19 protein-coding genes are annotated in these 17,486 nt (G+C 66.2%); 10 read left to right on the top strand and 9 right to left on the bottom strand.

The features are described from left to right. Positions 1-3 precede the first annotated feature (3 nt). The 6 genes from N6C22_RS01765 to N6C22_RS01790 all read right to left on the bottom strand — a co-directional run bounded on the left by N6C22_RS01765 (position 4) and on the right by N6C22_RS01790 (position 3,003). Positions 4-282, bottom strand: coding sequence for a hypothetical protein (locus tag N6C22_RS01765; RefSeq protein WP_261648950.1), 279 nt, complete (start codon positions 280-282; stop codon positions 4-6). A 145-nt stretch (positions 283-427) separates the two neighbouring features. Continuing rightward, a complete protein-coding gene (locus N6C22_RS01770) occupies positions 428-631 on the bottom strand; it encodes a hypothetical protein (RefSeq protein WP_261648951.1) in 204 nt (67 codons plus the stop codon). 1 nt (position 632) lies between these two features. Further along, on the bottom strand, positions 633-908 hold the full coding sequence (locus tag N6C22_RS01775; protein WP_261648953.1) for a hypothetical protein: 276 nt from the start codon (positions 906-908) through the stop codon (positions 633-635). 147 nt (positions 909-1,055) lie between these two features. Beyond that, the gene (locus N6C22_RS01780) at positions 1,056-1,616 is read right to left on the bottom strand and encodes a GNAT family N-acetyltransferase (protein ID WP_261648955.1); all 561 of its coding nucleotides are present in this window, start codon (positions 1,614-1,616) and stop codon (positions 1,056-1,058) included. Next, positions 1,617-2,234 carry a GNAT family N-acetyltransferase gene (locus N6C22_RS01785; protein ID WP_261648957.1) on the bottom strand — a complete coding sequence of 206 codons (618 nt, stop codon included), beginning with the start codon at positions 2,232-2,234 and terminating at the stop codon, positions 1,617-1,619. A 70-nt stretch (positions 2,235-2,304) separates the two neighbouring features. After that, positions 2,305-3,003, bottom strand: a complete 699-nt coding sequence (locus tag N6C22_RS01790; RefSeq protein ID WP_261648958.1) for a DedA family protein — start codon at positions 3,001-3,003, stop codon at positions 2,305-2,307. 90 nt (positions 3,004-3,093) lie between these two features. On the opposite strand from N6C22_RS01790, the gene hemB reads away from it, so the two are divergent. The 6 genes from hemB (at position 3,094) to N6C22_RS01820 (ending at position 10,776) form a co-directional block, all read left to right on the top strand. Further along, positions 3,094-4,074, top strand: a complete 981-nt coding sequence (hemB, locus tag N6C22_RS01795) for a porphobilinogen synthase (protein ID WP_261648959.1) — start codon at positions 3,094-3,096, stop codon at positions 4,072-4,074. A gap of 99 nt (positions 4,075-4,173) precedes the next feature. Further along, positions 4,174-5,934 (top strand): hypothetical protein, encoded by a 1,761-nt coding sequence (locus N6C22_RS01800; protein WP_261648960.1) that lies wholly within the window; start codon positions 4,174-4,176, stop codon positions 5,932-5,934. Positions 5,935-5,936: 2 nt separating this feature from the next. Continuing rightward, complete coding sequence (locus tag N6C22_RS01805) at positions 5,937-6,533, top strand: plastocyanin/azurin family copper-binding protein (RefSeq protein ID WP_261648961.1); 597 nt, start codon at positions 5,937-5,939, stop codon at positions 6,531-6,533. 402 nt (positions 6,534-6,935) lie between these two features. Then, complete coding sequence (locus tag N6C22_RS01810; protein ID WP_261648963.1) at positions 6,936-8,360, top strand: ammonium transporter; 1,425 nt, start codon at positions 6,936-6,938, stop codon at positions 8,358-8,360. Continuing rightward, positions 8,353-8,715 (top strand): P-II family nitrogen regulator, encoded by a 363-nt coding sequence (locus N6C22_RS01815; protein ID WP_261648965.1) that lies wholly within the window; start codon positions 8,353-8,355, stop codon positions 8,713-8,715. Before N6C22_RS01810 ends, N6C22_RS01815 begins: the two co-directional genes overlap by 8 nt. A 390-nt stretch (positions 8,716-9,105) precedes the next feature. After that, positions 9,106-10,776, top strand: coding sequence for an ammonium transporter (locus N6C22_RS01820; protein ID WP_261648966.1), 1,671 nt, complete (start codon positions 9,106-9,108; stop codon positions 10,774-10,776). Here N6C22_RS01820 and N6C22_RS01825 read toward each other — a convergent pair. Together N6C22_RS01825 and N6C22_RS01830 are read right to left on the bottom strand one after the other, a co-directional pair. Then, positions 10,734-12,509 (bottom strand): hypothetical protein, encoded by a 1,776-nt coding sequence (locus tag N6C22_RS01825; RefSeq protein ID WP_261648968.1) that lies wholly within the window; start codon positions 12,507-12,509, stop codon positions 10,734-10,736. The two genes, N6C22_RS01820 and N6C22_RS01825, sit on opposite strands and share 43 nt — an antisense overlap. Then, positions 12,496-12,873: a hypothetical protein gene (locus N6C22_RS01830; protein WP_261648970.1), complete on the bottom strand. Its 378-nt coding sequence runs from the start codon at positions 12,871-12,873 to the stop codon at positions 12,496-12,498. Before N6C22_RS01830 ends, N6C22_RS01825 begins: the two co-directional genes overlap by 14 nt. A gap of 212 nt (positions 12,874-13,085) precedes the next feature. Between N6C22_RS01830 and N6C22_RS01835 the strand changes: the two genes are divergently transcribed. Then, the gene (locus N6C22_RS01835) at positions 13,086-13,664 is read left to right on the top strand and encodes a TetR/AcrR family transcriptional regulator (RefSeq protein WP_261648972.1); all 579 of its coding nucleotides are present in this window, start codon (positions 13,086-13,088) and stop codon (positions 13,662-13,664) included. Positions 13,665-13,740: 76 nt separating this feature from the next. Then, positions 13,741-14,391, top strand: coding sequence for a phosphoribosyltransferase (locus N6C22_RS01840; protein WP_261648974.1), 651 nt, complete (start codon positions 13,741-13,743; stop codon positions 14,389-14,391). On the opposite strand, the gene N6C22_RS01845 is transcribed toward N6C22_RS01840, so the two are convergent. Beyond that, a complete protein-coding gene (locus N6C22_RS01845) occupies positions 14,345-15,247 on the bottom strand; it encodes an EamA family transporter (RefSeq protein WP_261648977.1) in 903 nt (300 codons plus the stop codon). The two genes, N6C22_RS01840 and N6C22_RS01845, sit on opposite strands and share 47 nt — an antisense overlap. 153 nt (positions 15,248-15,400) lie before the next feature. Here N6C22_RS01845 and N6C22_RS01850 point away from each other — a divergent pair, with 153 nt between their 5' ends. Together N6C22_RS01850 and N6C22_RS01855 are read left to right on the top strand one after the other, a co-directional pair. Beyond that, positions 15,401-16,741 carry a glutamate-1-semialdehyde 2,1-aminomutase gene (locus tag N6C22_RS01850; protein ID WP_261648979.1) on the top strand — a complete coding sequence of 447 codons (1,341 nt, stop codon included), beginning with the start codon at positions 15,401-15,403 and terminating at the stop codon, positions 16,739-16,741. Positions 16,742-16,789: 48 nt separating this feature from the next. After that, the gene (locus N6C22_RS01855) at positions 16,790-17,425 is read left to right on the top strand and encodes a class I SAM-dependent methyltransferase (protein ID WP_261648981.1); all 636 of its coding nucleotides are present in this window, start codon (positions 16,790-16,792) and stop codon (positions 17,423-17,425) included. The last annotated feature ends 61 nt before the right edge of the window (positions 17,426-17,486 follow it).

Genomic DNA, 17,486 nt, shown 5'->3' on the forward strand with positions numbered 1-17,486 from the left:
GTGCTACGCCGACCGATAGCGGAGGTAGTACGCGGCACCGGCGATGGCTGGCAGCAGCACCGCCCCGACGTAGAAACCGGCTGGCGCGCCGTCGGTCGTGGTCGCGTGCTTGTGGATGAAGAACGCCAGTAACCCGCCGTGGACGACGTTCACCACGGCGATGTCGAGGAGAAGGTTCGAGCCGAAGACGACCGCACCAGTGGTCGCGAAGGAGTAGACGACGAGGGTGAGCACGATACCGCGAAGCGAGTTCGTCGCGATGTCCGCGTTCTCGGCCTGCATGGCGCTATTATGTCTACGATAAATCGTCGAGTGATAAATCGGCTGGTACGAACCGCAGCCGGCGTTCACCGTCGCTGCGGATGCAGGCACCACATCGAAAAACGAACGAACCGAACCACCGACACCGGCGAGCCAGGAAACGAACTCACCGGAACCGGTCTTTCAGGTACAACACGGTCGCGACGGCGGTTCCCACACCAAGAACCGTCGCGACCGGGAGTCCCAGCAACATCGTGGTGCGCGTCCCACTGGCGACCACGACGAGAAGCCCGAAGACGAAGACACCAGCCAGCAGCCCGACCGTCAGTATCGAGACGGGTCGAACGCTGGCTCGCGTCCGCGTGGCCATCTCAGGCCGTGAGTTCTTCCGCTTCGTCTTCCAGTTCGATTTCGGCGGACTCGTCGTCGCTGCCGGCGAACTTGCGGGCTGCCGCGGCGGCCACCGAGAGGCCCACGACGAGCGCGAGGAACTTCACCGCGCGTCCTGCACCCGAGGAGCCGGTCATCTCGGCCGATTCCATCTCGGCTTCGCGCTCGACTTCCACCGGAATCTCGACGCCCTCGCCGCCGCCGATCTTCGCGCCATCCATCCGGATCTCGAACAATGTGAGCTTCTCGAATACCATACACCTCAATACGCCGATAAAGTATATAGTCGTTGTGCGACACGTGCTATCTCTGGCGAGGAGAGTACGAGACGTAGGTTCTCGGCGATATATCAGTTCATCCCCTTCGCCCGAAAGGAGAACGACCCCTCAGCAGCGTGAACACAGTCAGGTATCCTGGTCGCGCCAGCTATCGAAGCCGTCCCACTCGTCTTCGAGCAGGCCGAAGTAGCGCATCCCGACGTGCTCGCCATCGAGGAACTCGGACTCGCGCAGGGTGCCCTCGTGGGTGAACCCGAGTTTCTCCCAGATACGGGCGGAGGCGTCGTTCGTCGTCAGCACGCGCGCGAGCACGCGGTGGAGCCGACGCTGGCCGAAGGCGTGGTCGACCACCAGGGCGGCGGCCTCGGTGCCGTAGCCGTTGCCGTGGTAGTCGGGGTGGAGCCAGATGCCGATCTCTGCGTTCCCGCGGCGGTCGTCGATGTCGAACAGGATGACCATCCCGGCGGGGTCGTCGTCCTCCACGCAGATGAGGAGGTTCACGCTCTCGTCGTCGGAGATGTGCTCCTCGAAGTGGCTCTCGGTCGTGGCCATGGGGGCGGGCCCGGCCATCGTCATCCCCAGGCGAACCTGGCGGATGTTTATCGTCTCGTTGATGAACGCGAGGTCCTCTTCCTCGACGGTGCGAAGGGTCACGTCGTCCCCGTCGAGGTAGCGAGCACCCGGCATCTAGGCGTCCTCCTGTGCGCCCGCTGCGTCCCCAGCAGGCCACTCGTGTTCGAGGATGCTGTAGAGGTGGGTGTCGACGTGTTCACCGTCGACGAACTTCGCGTCGCGCATGACGCCCTCCTCGGTGAAGCCGAGCGACTCGAGCAGGGCGCGCGAGCCGTCGTTCCAGGTGAGGGTTCGGGCGCGCACCCGGTGGATGCGAAGCTGGCCGAACGCGTGGTCGAGCACGAGCGAGACGGCTTCCGACATGTAGCCCTCGCCGTGGGCTGGGGGCGTCAGCCAGTAGGCGATCTCGAAGTCGCCCGCGGTCTCGTCGCGCGGCCAGCTGAACAGCGCGCCGACCGGCTCGACGGGCGTCTCGCCGTCCTCGGCCTCGACGTACTCCTCGTTGTACCCGGTCCGGTCACCCTCGACGCAGACGAGTAGCGAGAAACCGGGGCCGTCGTCGTCACCGTCCGGGATGTGTTCGCGCTGCTGTTCGAGGTTGTTCGGCCCGGTCATCGTCATCGGCCGACGGATTCGCGGGTCGTTGGTGTGGTCGCGGAGGAACGCGGCGTCGTCCGCCTCGACCGTTCGGAGTGTCACGGTCTCGCCGTGCAGGAACGGGGAACCAGGCATGGCTACGTGTGCGAAACCGACCACAAAAGACTTTCTGGGGCAGTGAGAGGCACTGCCACGGTGGCGCGGGCTACAGGAAGCCGAGTTCGAGCACGCCCATCGTCACCAGCGCGAGGACGATCTCGAACGAGAGCGTCCCGAGCGCCGAGAGCAGGATGAACTGGTGGTCGTCCATCTCGGAGAGGCCCGCCGGCACCGTGAGCATCCCGCGGGTGAACAGGAGCGTGTTGCTCACCGGCACCGCGAGCAGGCCCCACTTGCCGAACCAGTCCTCGAACCGCTCCAGTTGCGAGTCGCTGATGCGGAACCAGGGGCGTTCGAGCAGGCGCTCGCGGCCCCAGCGCTTGGCCAGCAGGAACAGCACGTACTGGCCGATGGTCGCGCCGGCGACCGCGGTCCCGATGATGAGCGCGTACACGGGCAGGGTGTTCGGCGCGATGTCGGTCTCGATGGCGAGGCCGATGGCGACCGGGACGAGCGACTCGCTGGGCGCGAAGTACAGCAACATCGCCCCTTCGAGGATGAAGATGGCGAACAGGGCGGCGAGCCAGTAGCGTTCGAGCAACACCTCGAAGAAGGCGGCGTCGCGGTTCAGGAACAGCCAGACGCCAACGACCGCGAAGAAGCCGAAAAGCACGAACACGCCGTAGTCGAGTGCGAGACGACGGGTGGAGTCGCGGACGTCCTCGGAGAACACGGAGGCGACGCCGAGGGGGAGCAGTGCCGCGAGCACGACGAGGGGGAGGGGCAAGGTAGCGGCGACCGTCATCGTTCCACAGGTCCGGTTCGTCGGGCATAGGTGTTCTGTTCGGAGGTGACGAGCGACGGGACTTTGGGCCGACCCGTCGAAGCCCCCAGTATGAACCTGTCCGACAGACCGCGTCGCCTGCGCGGCGACGGCGTCCGCGGGCTCGTCAGCGAGACCAGTCTCTCGGCGAGCGACCTCATCGCGCCCGTCTTCGTCGACGCGACGACCGATTCGAGGGTACCCATCCAGTCGATGCCCGGCCACGAGCGCGTGCCCATCGACGAGGCCGTCGCCCGCGTCGAAGAGGTGCTGGAGACGGGCGTCGAGGCCGTCATGCTGTTCGGCATCCCCGAGGAGAAGGACGAGCGCGGCTCGCGTGCCTGGGCCGCCAGCGGGGTCGTCCAGGAGGCCACTCGCCGAATCACGGAGCAGACCGACGCCTACGTCATCACCGACGTCTGCCTCTGCGAGTACACCGACCACGGCCACTGCGGCGTCCTCGAAGAACACGCCCAGGCAGAGCCCGACCTCACCGTCGACAACGACGAGACGCTCCCCCTGCTCGGGAACATCGCGGTCTCGCACGCCCGCGCGGGAGCGGACATGGTGGCCCCCTCCGGCATGATGGACGGGATGGTCGCGAGCATCCGCGAGGCACTCGACGAGGACGGCCACGAGAACGTCCCCATCATGAGCTACGCGGCGAAGTTCGAGTCCGCCTTCTACGGCCCGTTCCGCGACGCCGCCGACGGCGCGCCCGCCTTCGGCAACCGCCGGCACTACCAGATGGACCCCGCGAACCGCCGCGAGGCGATGCGGGAGGTCCAGCTCGACGTCGAACAGGGCGCGGACGTCCTGATGGTCAAGCCGGCCCTGCCGTACCTCGACATCGTGGCGGACGTGCGCCGCGAGTTCGACCATCCCGTCGCGGCCTACAACGTCTCGGGCGAGTACGCGATGCTCCACGCCGCCGCCGAGAAGGGCTGGCTGGACCTCGACGCGGTCGCCCACGAGTCGCTCCTCTCCATCAAGCGCGCCGGCGCGGACCTCATCCTGACGTACTTCGCCGAGGATATCGCGGAAACCCTATAGGTCGCCGCCTGCTTGCGGGTTAATCGGACCATTCTCGAACGGCGGTCCACGGTACGTTGCGCATAACAATCAGAAAAATTCGTGATAGATATGCGTGTCATGGCACGAGAGACACACCGTCGGTGGGTTCTGCGCTCCCTGGCACTCGGTGCAGGCGTCACACTGGCCGGATGCAACACCAGCCAGCAGACGGAGACGGAGCCCGGGACGGAGACAGACACGCAGGAGCCGGGCACCGACACCGGGACCCAGACGCAGACCGACGAGGACAGGGCGGGCATCGTCGAGGACCTCACGTACCTCCCGGTTCGTGACGCCGCCTCGCCAGACGAACTGGTCCAGACGCGGAAGGAGGCCGCACTGAAGCAGCTGTTCGCGGTCGACGAAGTGGCGACGCTGGTCGAGGACGCCGTCTCCTCCACGGCGTACCACCGCATCTTCGAGGACGTCGACTTCGTGGAGATACTCGCCCCGCACGAGATGGACGTGCAGGGGTCGCTCGAATCCGGGCACACCATCGAGTACCGCGACATCAAGCAGGTCCGGGGCCTCGTCCACCGCGAGACGGACGACCTGCTCGCCGTCGACGTCCGGACCCGTGAGCCACACACCATCGAACAGAACTACGACAGCATGAACATGGCCACGGTGGAGGCCGCGATGGAGAACGACCAGATACAGCAGGCCCTGGAGGGCAAGGACTGGTTCGTCGCCGCCTCGGACTACTCCATCATCACGGCGTACTCCGAGGAGTTCCCGATCGGGGTCGTCACGCCGGTCCTGTTCAACTGGAACAACGACGAGGGCGACCTGGTGGCCATCAGCGCGGCGGTGACGACCGGCGAGACGAACGAGGTTCTCAGCGTCCAGCGGCCGACGCGCGAGACGACGACCCCGCTGCCGAGACTCGTGGCAGATGCGAGGGGGAACGACCCCGGCGAGTACGCGGAGGCCGAGATCGACCCGCCGGGCGACATGGAGCACGAGGACTGGGCCATCAACCGCCCGGCACAGACCATCGAACAGGACGGCTGGACCGTCGAGTGGGAGAACACGCTCCACGACGCGTACCGCGTGATGGCCTCCTACAACGGCAAGCCGGTGTTCGGGTCCGAGACCAAGGTCCCCTGGATGTTCTCGGACTACGAACCGTTCGGGCTACAGGCCCCGGGCGTCCCGGAGGGACAGGCGAACTGGCACTTCTGGGACACCCTCGGGTTCACCGGCCCCGGCGTCATCGAGAAACACGACTTCGACGGCGGGTTCCGCATCCGCGGGAGCTACCACACCGGCTCGCTCGACCACTGGGAGTGGCGCTTCGGCCAGAACTGGGGTCCGTACCGCTACCTCATCGACTGGAACTTCCACGACGACGGCGTGGTGACGGTCACGTCCCGGCACCCGACGACCGGCTTCCGGACGACCAACGGCTACCCGAAGTACACGTTCCACCTCTGCATCGAACCGGGGTACGAGGCCGCCACGATGGCGACCAGCGATGGGAGCGAGTGGTCAGCCGTCACCGAAGAGACTCGCGTCGACCGGGGCGACGTGGCGGCGTTCCGGGTCGAGCGACAGGATGGCCCGGAACGGCTCGTGTTCGAGCGCCCGGGCGACCGGAACTACCTGCTCCAGTACGACCCCGAACTCGTCGAGTACGACCAGACGCTCCAGGGCGTCGTCAAGGAGATGCTGGAACACCAGGAGTACCTCGACCCCGAGAACTACCTCCGCGGGAACTCGGTCGAGGGAGAGAAACCGCTGGTACGACTGTACTCCTCACGCGACACCGGGGCGGGGCTACACGCGACGACGAACCCGTTCATGTTCCGGTTCCGGATGCGCGCGGAGAACTACTGACGATGCGAGAGGACAGACAGTCACCGTCGAGGCGGGCCGCGCTGCGCCGTGTAGCCGGAATAGCGACCGGGACACTCCTTGCCGGGTGTCTCAGCGGTGAGGTCGGCACGACGGCGACGGAGTCGACGGACACCGAGACCGACCCAGCCACCGGTACGGGAACGATGACGGGTACGACCACGCCGAGTGTCGACCATACCGTCGGGCTCTACACGGACCTCTACTTCGACCCCATCGGGCTCCATGTCGAGCCGGGCGATACGGTCGCCTTCGAGCTGGTCTCCGGCGCTCACTCGGCGACCGCGTACCACCCCGACAACGAGGCCGTCCTGGAGCGTCGCGTCCCACAGGACGCAAAAGCCTGGGACACCGGCACCTGGAGCGAGACGGGGACTAGCAGGACGATCACGCTGGAAGCCGAGGGGACGCACGACTATTTCTGCATCCCACACAAGGGTGTGGAGATGGTCGGCCGCATCGTCGTCGGTAGTCCGGGCGGTCCGGCGACCGCCTCGGCGAACCCCGACGGGAAGCTCCCCGCGTCGGCCCGCATCGTCTCCGAGGGATCGGTTCCCTACGACGAGTGGGCGTCGGAGTAAGTCCTGCGGCGGCGCTCCCGGCGGGACAGCCACCACGGCGCGTGCAATCTTTGCCACCTATATAATCGCAGTAGGGCGTCGACCCGGTCGTGCGCGACCATCTCGCATGGGACGGACCATCAGGGTTCTACATTGTGGACAGTCGTCCGGGAATAGGATGGACAGCTGCCCTGTTTCTGGACACTAAACAACCTTATATTGACTTCATTCGATTTTAATTTGGACATACGACCATTAGGCCCGAGAATTATGGACACTCGTCAACGCCAACTACTAAATAGTAATCTCTCTACGCCATCGACCGGAGAAAACAGTCACAAACATGGTCGAAATAGCTGAAAACGTGGACGGTTGTATGGGTGTATCGGGTATCGGTAACGGGTTCGGTGGGGTGAACTGCTGATGTTGCCGCTACAGGCGGATGCGGCGGCGATCGCGAACAGCATCAACTACGTGTGGATTCTCGTGGTGTCGTTCCTCATCTTCTTCATGCAGCCGGGCTTCGCGCTGCTGGAGGCGGGGCAGGTCCGCGCGAAGAACGTGGGTAACGTCCTGATGAAGAACATGACCGACTGGGGCCTGGGGGTCCTGGTCTACTTCATCGTGGGGGCGGGCGTCGCCGGCATCGTCGGCAGCCTGACTTCCTCGAGCGCACTCGACATCATGGGTGCGTTCTCGTACATCGGTGAACCCGGCGCGACCGGGTGGATCGACTGGGTGTTCGGCGCGGTGTTCGCCATGACGGCGGCCACCATCGTCTCCGGGGCAGTCGCGGAACGCATGGACTTCCGTGCGTACGTGGTCTTCGCCGGAGTCATCACGGGCATCATCTACCCGGTCGTCCAGGGCCTGACCTGGTCCGGCGGCCTCCTCGCCGGCTCGGGCTACCTCGGTAGCGCACTCGGCGTCGGCTACATGGACTTCGCCGGTGCGACCGTCGTCCACATGGTGGGCGGCATCGCGGGTCTCGTCGCCGCGAAGATGGTCGGCCCGCGCAAGGGTCGCTTCGACGAGGACGGTAACAGCCAGCCCATCCCGGGCCACTCGATGCTCCTTGCCGTGCTCGGCACGCTCATCCTGGCCTTCGGCTGGTACGGCTTCAACGTCGGCACGCAGGCGACGGTCCTCGCCGCTGCCGACGACGGCTCGCTGACCTTCATGGGCGCTGCACTGGGACGCGTCGTGCTCGTCACCACGCTCGGCATGGGTGCCGGCGCGGTGGCCGCGATGATCGTCTCGACGCAGTGGCAGGGCAAGCCCGACCCGCTCTGGATGGCGAACGGTCTGCTGGCCGGTCTCGTGGCGGTCACGGGTGCGGTCCCGCACGTCACCTGGTGGGGCGGCCTCATCCTCGGTGCACTCGGCGGCGCAATCGTGCTGCCGGCGTACCGCTGGACGGTCGACTCGCTGAAGATCGACGACGTCTGTGGTGTCTTCGCGGTCCACGGCGCGGCCGGCGCGCTGGGGACGGTCCTCATCCCGGTGTTCGGCGCGTCCAGCTCGGGCGCGGCCATCCTGGGTGACGGCTACGCCTTCATGGGCGTGACCCAGCTCGTCATGCAGGTCCTCGGCGTCGCAATCATCGCGCTGTGGACGGTCGCGGCGACCGCGGTCACGTTCAAGGTGCTCGACGCGGTGTTCGGACTCCGCGTCTCCGAAGAGGAGGAACTCGCCGGCCTCGACGCTGGCGAACACGGCATCTCGACGTACCCCGAGTTCGTCGGCGACACCGGTCCCGACTCCGCCCGCGCCACGCTGACCACGGACGGCGGTGTCCGCACGGACGGTGGCGCTGTCGCGGAATCCGGAGGTGAGACCGATGACTGATGCGGTCGACACCGACATCAAGATGGTCGTCGCTATCATCCGGCCCGACCGCCTGACCGACGTCAAGCGGGCGCTGGCCGAGACGGGCGCGCCGTCACTGACCGTGACGGACGTCTCCGGTCGTGGCTCCCAGCCCGCCAAGAAGAGTCAGTGGCGTGGCGAGGAGTACGTCGTCGACCTCCACCAGAAGGTCAAAGTCGAGTGCGTCGTGGCCGACATCCCGGCTGAGGACGTCGTCGACGCCATCTCGGAGGCCGCACACACTGGTGAGAAGGGTGACGGCAAGATATTCGTCCTTCCCGTCGAGGGTGCCTACCAGGTCCGCACCGGGAAGGAGGGGGTGGAAGCAGTCTAGGCGGCGACTGGCAGCAGGTGCCGCCCTCCCTGTGCCACTCCGTTTCCGACGTCGGTCCCCTTTGAACCATCGCAGGCAACGCACCGCGGCCAGCGCGCGACATGGTGTTCGGCTCCGGTGCACTCCTCCATTCTGACACGACAAACGTAGTGTTCTGTGGCAACATTTGTCCAGACAGTGGCAACAATACAACCTTAAACAACCCTTATCCGATTATAATTTGGACAGTCGAACTAATACGCACGATAAATTAGACACTTGCAGTGCGCACCTTTATGTGATAAAGCACCGTGAGCGTTTAACCGAAGTGAGCATGACGAAATTCACGAATTACAGCCACTCGGTGAACGAACGTCCAGCAAGTATTGACTCGACGACGGAGGGAGCAGTATGGTACTGACCCCCCTCCAGACCGACGTCGCCGCCCTCGCCGAAGGTATCAACCTGATGTGGGTGCTCGTCGTCACCTTCCTCATCTTCTTCATGCACGCCGGCTTCGCCATGCTGGAGGCCGGGCAGGTGCGCTCGAAGAACGTCGCGAACCAGTTGACCAAGAACATGCTGACCTGGAGCGTCGGCGTGATGTTGTACTTCGCACTGGGTGCGGGTATCTCGACGCTCGTCGGACAGCTGACCGGTCCCGACCCGATGAACGTCGGCGGGGCGTTCGGCTACATCAACGGCGGCTCGGCCGGCTGGGTCAGCTGGCTGTTCGGCGCGGTGTTCGCCATGACGGCAGCGACCATCGTCTCCGGCGCGGTCGCGGGGCGTGCGAAGCTCCGTGCCTACGTCGGCTACACCATCCTCCTCGCGGGCGTCATCTACCCCGTCGTGGTCGGGTTCACGTGGGGCGGCGGCATCCTCGCGCAACTCGGCTTCCACGACTTCGCGGGCGGCATGATCGTCCACGGGATGGGCGGCGTCGCCGGTCTCACCGCCGCGTGGGTCATCGGCCCGCGCATCGACCGCTACAACGCCGACGGCAGCACGAACGTCATCCCGGGACACTCCCTGACGTTCGCCGTCCTCGGCACGCTCATCCTCGCGTTCGGCTGGTACGGCTTCAACGTCGGGACCGCCGCGACCGTGTTCTCACAGGAACAGGCCGATGCCGGCACCCTCGCCCTCGGTGCGTTCGATTACGTCGGGCGCGTCGCGCTCGTGACCACTCTCGGCATGACTTCGGGGGCCATCGGTGCGGCCGCCATCTCGCTCTACAAGACGCAGAAGGTCGACACCCTCTACGTCGCGAACGGCCTGCTCGCCGGTCTGGTGGGTATCACCGGCATCGCCGACGCCATCGTCTGGCCCGGTGCCATCGCCGTCGGCCTCCTGGCCGGGGCACAGCTCCCCATCGTCTTCGAGTTCGTCGAGAAGCGCCTCAAGATCGACGACGTGTGTGCGGTCTTCCCGGTCCACGGTTCGGCCGGTATCCTCGGCGCACTCGCGTTCCCGCTCGTCGCAGTCCCCGGTGCAGAAGCGAGCTTCGTCGCCCAGATCGCGGGCGTCGTACTCATCGTCGGCTGGACCGTCCTCGCGACGGCCCTCGTCTTCGGCGGTGCGAAGGCAATCGGTCAGGCTCGCGTCTCGGAAGCACACGAGCGTGAGGGCCTCGACGTCAGCGAACACGGCGTCGACACCTACCCCGAGTTCGGCCAGCCCGACGTGGTCACCGACGGCGGCATGGACGTGTTCCGCACCGACGGCGGACACCCCGACGCCATCAAGATGGTCGTCGCGTACATCCGCCCGGACAAACTCGGTGACGTCAAGCAGTCCCTCGCGGCTGCCGGCGCGCCGTCGCTGACCGTGACGAACGTCTCCGGCCGCGGCTCCCAGCCCGCGAAGAAGGGCCAGTGGCGCGGCGAGGAGTACGTCGTCGACCTCCACCAGAAGGTCAAGATCGAGACCGTCGTCGCCGACATCCCGGCCGACGACGTGGTCGAGGCCATCGCGGACGCGGCCCACACGGGCGAGAAGGGCGACGGGAAGATCTTCGTCACCCCCGTCGACGACGCCTACCAGGTCCGCACCGGCAACCGCGGCCCGGACGCGGTCTGAGGACCGCCCGCGGCACAGAACACCACATATTTCTCTTCTTTCGTCCGGTTCCAGCCGCCGATAGCTGCGGCCTCGGTTTCTAGTGGGTCGACCGGGTCGGCTTCGCCGGGGCGCTCGTCGTCGAACAGGCCCTGCCGACAGGGTTCGACGAACGGGGCGACCCGCTCGGGCACGGCATCGTGGCCGTTCTCGTAGAGCGCCACCAGCGCCCGCACGGCCCGCCGACGCTGGCGGGCCATCGAGTACCCCTCAGCAGTGTACTCGGCAGTCGCCACGAGATCGTCGACGACGTCCGCCGGGACACCCTGCCACTGGCCCGCGGTCGCTTCGAGCATTGGCACGAACTCGGTGCTGACCGGGGGATTACGATGCGCGGCCGCCAGCGCCTCGGGGAAGGTTTCGGCGACCAGGTCGGGACAGACCAGCGAAAGCTGGTAGGTCGCCCGCAGGAGCGTCCGGTCGCCCAGGTCCCCGGTCAAGACGGCGGGGACCCCTTCGACCGCCGCTCTGGAGCGTTTCGCTACCCCCGCGACCAGGTGCTCATCGAAGCGGGAAAACCCGGACAATTCACCCGCAAGCACCTGCTGATAGCCAGCCCGCAACTGCTCGGCCACGAACGAGGGGTGCTCGTCTGCCAGCGCGACTAGCGGGTCGGTTTCGTCGAAGTCGACCGTGTCGACCAACCCCGCGAGCGTCTGCAAGACAGGGTCGGCGTCGAAGTCACTCTCGGTCACGAGCCGTGCAATCGCCTCGACCGTGTACTGGCTCTGGTAGGTGCAGTGATGCGGCTGACTCGTTCGTTCACCACCGATCTTCAGCCGGAGTTCCCGGGCGAGGGTGTCTGCCGTCGAGGGAGAGGCAAGCGCGACATCGACCGCAAGCGGCATCGACCGTTCCGTCAGCGGATAGACGCTCTGTTCGAGTGCACCGACAACGTCGGGAGCGATGGTTTCGAGGTCGATGGCTCCACACTCTCTCAGGTCGCATATCAACTCGGTGGCAGCCCATCGGACCTGCTGCGATGGGTCTGTGAGCAGGCGCGTGATGGCGTCGATTCGGTCGGCGACGAGCCACCCGTCGTGGGCTGCGTACTCGGTGAGCGCCCGCAGTGCCGCGTACCGCGGTGTGGTCGCGTCACGGTCCGGTGCCAGGGCGTCGAGGCCGTCGTCGAAGCTGTCGACCAGACTGTCGACAGCTGCTGCCGTGTCGGGGTGCGCCTCCAGTACCTCCACCGCGTTCGAGGCGACGTAGTTGGCGACGCGTTTGCGAACGATGGGCGCAGGGTCGTGCAGTCGCGCAACGAGACGTCGGGCCAGCCACGCCCGCGACTTCGAACTGAACGACTCGTCGTCGAGCTCGCTGGCGACCAGCCGCCCGGTCATCCCGCTGGAGACCGCGACCTGCCGGACGTGGCGATGCTCGTCGTCGATACAGTCGAGGAGTCGACCAGCGAGCACGGCACGGTCGATGCTGGCATCGAGTTCCTGATTCTCCTCGAAGACGCTCCTGGTGACGAGAGAGGAGAGCAAGACGACCGTGCTGGCTCGGACACTTTCGTCGTCGTGTGCCAGCAACGACCCCAGCGTCTGGACGTTCTCGGCAGACGGAACCACGGACCACCCCGGCGGGTCACTGACCAGCGCGGCATGCAGGTCCGCGACGACGTGAACAGCCTCGTCGTGGCCAGCGGTCTCGAGTCGTTCCCACAACAGGGCGTCGTCAGATTCCGCCATCGACACCGTAGCGTGCTGTGTAGTAGTCGAAATGTGACTCCACGAACCAGCGCGAGACGCTTTCGAGTTCGTCGACCGGGTCGCCCAGTCCCTCGTCACCGACTTCGTAGTACCGGCTCACTGTTTCTCCCATGCCGCCCTCGAACGACTCGACGATGACCACCCGGTCGAGGTGCTCGCTGACAGTAGAGAGGGCTGGCTCGACCGATGTCGTCGCCACGCCGTCGTCGTAGAATACGACGCGGGACTCCTCACGCTGTCCCCGCACCTGCCCGGGATTCGCCCCGGTGACTGCCTCCAGCACGGCTGTCGGGTCGCCGGTGTCCGATACCTCCGCGACGACCCATCCCTGATGTTCTGCCATATCGACTCGTAGAGTTCGGGATGGTAAATTTCATCTGGGGGATGGGTCCTGAACTGTCCCCGAGGTCAGGAGAACACGGCCGTCACCGTGACCCCGCGCTTTGGACGCGGTCGAAACAACCCTACTTTGCTCTTTTGGCCAGAGACGCGCTAGAAACCTGATATTCGGCCAGTGCGTTTTTTATGATATGCCTCGCCTGTACTACCGAGACAATGGCAGGGGGGCCGAAGCCAATCGTCGAGAGTGCCATCATGGAGGCCACGCGCGAAGCACTGGCCGAGGAGGGGTACATGGAGCTCTCGTTCGAACGCGTTGCAGCAGGGTGTGAACACGACCGGAGTACACTCGACCGCTACTACGACGACACCACGCACCTCGTCGCCTCGTTCCTGGAGTACGAGAGCGACCGGTTCACGGAGTTCGTCATGGTCGCGCCCGAGCAGCCACACCTGCGCCTGCGGGTTCTGCTGGAGACGCTCGTCGGCCTCGACGCGCTCGACGCCGACGGCCTGCTCGAACCCTACCTCGAACTGTACGTCCACGCGCTGCGTGACGAGCGCATCCGGGCGAGCCTCGACAGCCTCCAGTCGGTGATGTACGATTCACTGGTCGAGACCATCGAACGCGGCGTCGACGACGGGACGTTCGAACCGGTCGACCCCGACCTGGCCGCCTCGGCCATCTTCTCGGTCCACGAGGCGGCGCTCCGCAGGGAGGCGCTGGGACACGACTCGGCCCGGCTGCGGGACGCCCTGGACCAGTTCGTGCTCTGTCAGCTTCGACCCGCATAACACCGGTCACGTCCTGATACCGTGGGAATACGAGAGCGAAGACGAATGTAGCTCGGTGTGGTATCTTTTCACACAGATGTTCCGCAACAGGAGAGACGCGGCCGAGCAACTGGTACAGGTCATCGACGACCGCGACCTCGAAGACAAGGTCGACCTCGTGGTCGCCGTCCCGCGTGGCGGCGTGCCCATCGGACGCATCGTCGCCGACGAGCTGGGGGTCCCCCTCGACATCGTCGCGGCGAAGAAGCTGGGCGCGCCCGGGAACGCCGAACTGGCCATCGGGGCGGTGGCGGCGGACGGGAGCCTGTGGCGAAACGAGCCACTCATCGGTCGGCTCGGCGTGCCCGAGACGTACGTCGACGAGGAACGCGAGCGGGTCGCCGAGCTGGCTCGCGAGAAGGCAGAGCACTACCGGGTCGACGGCCCCGAGACCGTCGCCGGCAAGCACGTCATGGTCGTCGACGACGGGGTCGCCACGGGCGCGACCATGTTCGCCTGCGTCGAATCGCTCGAGAACGCGGACGCCGCCTCGGTGACCGTCGCCGTCCCGGTCGCCCCACCGAACACCGTCGAACAGCTCCGGCGGGTCGCAGACGACGTGGTCGTGGTCTCGTCCCCACCACACTTCGCCGCCGTCGGGCAGTTCTACGACCACTTCGAGCAGGTCTCGGACGACGAGGCTATCGCGATGCTCCACGGAGAGCGCCGCGGAGCGCCGGGCGCTTGACCAGCGCGAACCCCACGCAAATAACGAGGAAGCCCACGACGGTTCCCACGGAGACGACCTCGTCCAGCCAGTACCAGCCGACGAGCGTCGCGAACACGGGGGCGACGTAGCCGACGAGGTTTATCTCGACCGGCCCGAGTCGGTCGAGCAGGCCGAAGTACAGCAGGTAGCCGGCGACACCGGCGGCGAGGACGAGATAGCCGAACGCGATGACGACGCGGGGGGTGACCGTGATGGTCTGTGGTTCGCCGGCGAGGACGCTGGCGACGTGGAGGAGCGGTCCGCCGACGAGCATCATCCAGCCCTGGCGAGCAGCCACACCGAGCACAGGGGACTCGCGACGGAGACCCACTGCGGCGAGCGCGAACGCCGCTGCGGACGCGAGGAGGAGCCCGACACCCAGCGGGTCTGGCGCATCGACTGCCATCGGGCCGGGGACGGCAAGGATAGCCGTGCCGATGAGGCCGAGGCAGACGCCGGCCACCCGAGAGGGCGTCGGGCGGGCGGTGTCGAGGAACGCGGCGGCGAAGCCGACGCTCCAGATGGGGACGGTCGCGAGCACGACCGCGCCGACCGCACCCGAGACGCGGGCCTGACCCACGAAGAGCAAGCCGTTGTGGACCGCGACGATGCCGACACCACCGACCAGGATGCTCCGGGCGTCCTGCGCGCCCGGCCAGATGCGCTGCCCGCGAACGAGCGCGTACGCGAGGACGACGAGGCCGATGGCGTCGAACCGGAGCGCCGCCATCAACAGCGGGTCGACACCGGCCTTCGCGGCGCGGATAGCCGGATACGACGCGCCCCACAGCGCGGCGAGCGCGACGAAGCCGAACAGGTTCTCGTGACGCGTCACGATTCGACCGAGGAGAGGCCTCGAAATAGCAGTTGTGTGGTGGGAACGCTCAACATGATTGCCGATGGTAGCGCCAGCCACGCCAGTTCTCGGTCCCTGAAACCGACGCGCCAGTGGGTCAACCCTTTTAGGACCGACTTCGAACGCCCTGCCATGCACGAGGAGAACTCGCGGAACCTGTACGACCGGGCGCTCTCTGTCATGCCCGGTGGCGTCAACTCTGCCGTCCGTGCCGCCATCGAGCCGTACCCCTTCTTCGTCGAACGCGGCGACGGCGGCCACGTCATCGACGCGGACGGGAATCGCTACATCGACTGGGTGCAGGGTCTCGGCCCACTCCTGCTCGGCCACGACCTGCCCCAGCCGGTCCAGTCCGCGGTCCAGAAGCACGCCAGCAGCGGCCCGATGTTCGGCGCACCCGCCGAGATCGAGGTCGAACACGCCGAATTCGTCACCCGGCACGTCCCGAGCGTCGAGATGATCCGCTTCGTGAACTCCGGGACCGAGGCGACCGTCTCCGCGGTCCGCCTCGCCCGTGCCTACACCGGTCGCGACAAGATCGTCGTGATGCAGGGCAGCTACCACGGCGCGAACGACTCGACACTCGTCGAGGGCGAGGGCGGCGACCTCCACCCCTCCAGTCCCGGCATCCCGGACTCGTTCGCCGAGCACACCATCGCGGTGCCGTTCAACGACCACGAGGCCGCCCACCACGTCTTCGAGAAGCACGGCGACGACATCGCGGGCGTGCTCGTCGAACCCGTCCTGGCGAACTACGGCATCGTCTCGCCGACCGACGAGTACCACGAGACCCTCGAAGAGCTGTGTGAGGACCACGACTCCCTGCTCATCTTCGACGAGGTCATCACGGGCTTCCGCGTCGGCGGCCTCCAGTGCGCCCAGGGCAAGTTCGACATCGACCCCGACATCACCACGTTCGGGAAGATCATCGGCGGCGGCTTCCCCGTCGGCGCCATCGGTGGCAAAAGCGAGATCATCCGGAACTTCACGCCCTCGGGCGACGTGTTCCAGGCCGGCACCTTCTCGGGCCACCCCGTGACGATGGCCGCCGGGCTGGAAACCCTGAAATTCGCCGCCGAGAACGACGTGTACGACCACGTCAACTCGCTGGGCGAGCAGTTGCGGCGCGGCCTGACCGAGATCTGTGCCGACTACGCCCCCGAGTACACCGTCGTCGGCACCGACTCGATGTTCAAGGTCATCTTCACCCGCGAGGGTCCGAATGACCTCGAGGGCCAGTGCGAGGCCGGCTGCCAGCAGCGCCCCGGCTGTCCACGCTTCGAGTACTGCCCGAAAGACGGCGGGGACGTGGCCGCAGCCGAGACCGACCGCTGGCGGCGGCTGTTCTGGCCCAAGATGAAAGAACTGGGCATCTTCCTCAGCCAGAACCAGTTCGAGTCGCAGTTCGTGAGCTACGGGCACACCGAGGAGGACGTCGAGGAGACGCTGGAAGCGTACAAGGAAGCGCTGTAGACACCCCGAACACGCCTTCTTTCTCCCTCCGGTCCTAACGCCTACCCGATGCCAGACGACCCGGTCCTCTCCGAGGCGGACCGCGCAAAGCTCGATTCGAGCCCCGACGATTCGTTCTACGACCAGCCGCGCTTCGTCCATCACGTCGACGACGGCTTCAGGGACCGGCTCACAGACCTCTATTCGGACCACCTCGAAGACGGCGACGAACTCCTGGACGCGATGTCGAGCTGGGTGTCGCACCTGCCCGACGAACTCAAACTCGAGCGCGTGGTCGGTCACGGCCTGAACGAGGCCGAACTGGCCGAGAACCCGCGACTCGACGAATACGTGGTCCAGAATCTGAACCAAGACCAGGCCCTTCCATTCGCCGACGACAGCTTCGACGCGGTGCTGTGTGCCGTCTCCGTGCAGTACCTGCAGTACCCGGAACCCGTCTTCCGGGAGTTCTCACGGGTGCTCCGCCAGGGTGGCGTCCTCGTCGTCTCGTTCTCCAATCGAACGTTCTGGCAGAAGGCCATCCGGGCGTGGCGCGAGGGCTCGATGGACGAGCGGGCCGACCTCGTGGCCCGCTACTGCGAGGCAGCCGGGTTCGAGGTGGTCGAGACGATTCGAGATTCGAGACAGTCCGTCCTGCCCGGGCTGAGTGGTGACCCGTTCTATGCGGTTGTGGCGCAGGCCTGACGACGGGCCCACGTCGCGTGCTGCCCACATTTTCAAGTAGCCGTCTCGTCTCGGTTCACAC

Source organism: Haloarchaeobius sp. HME9146, assembly GCF_025399835.1.
Classification (GTDB): Archaea; Halobacteriota; Halobacteria; order Halobacteriales; family Natrialbaceae; genus Haloarchaeobius.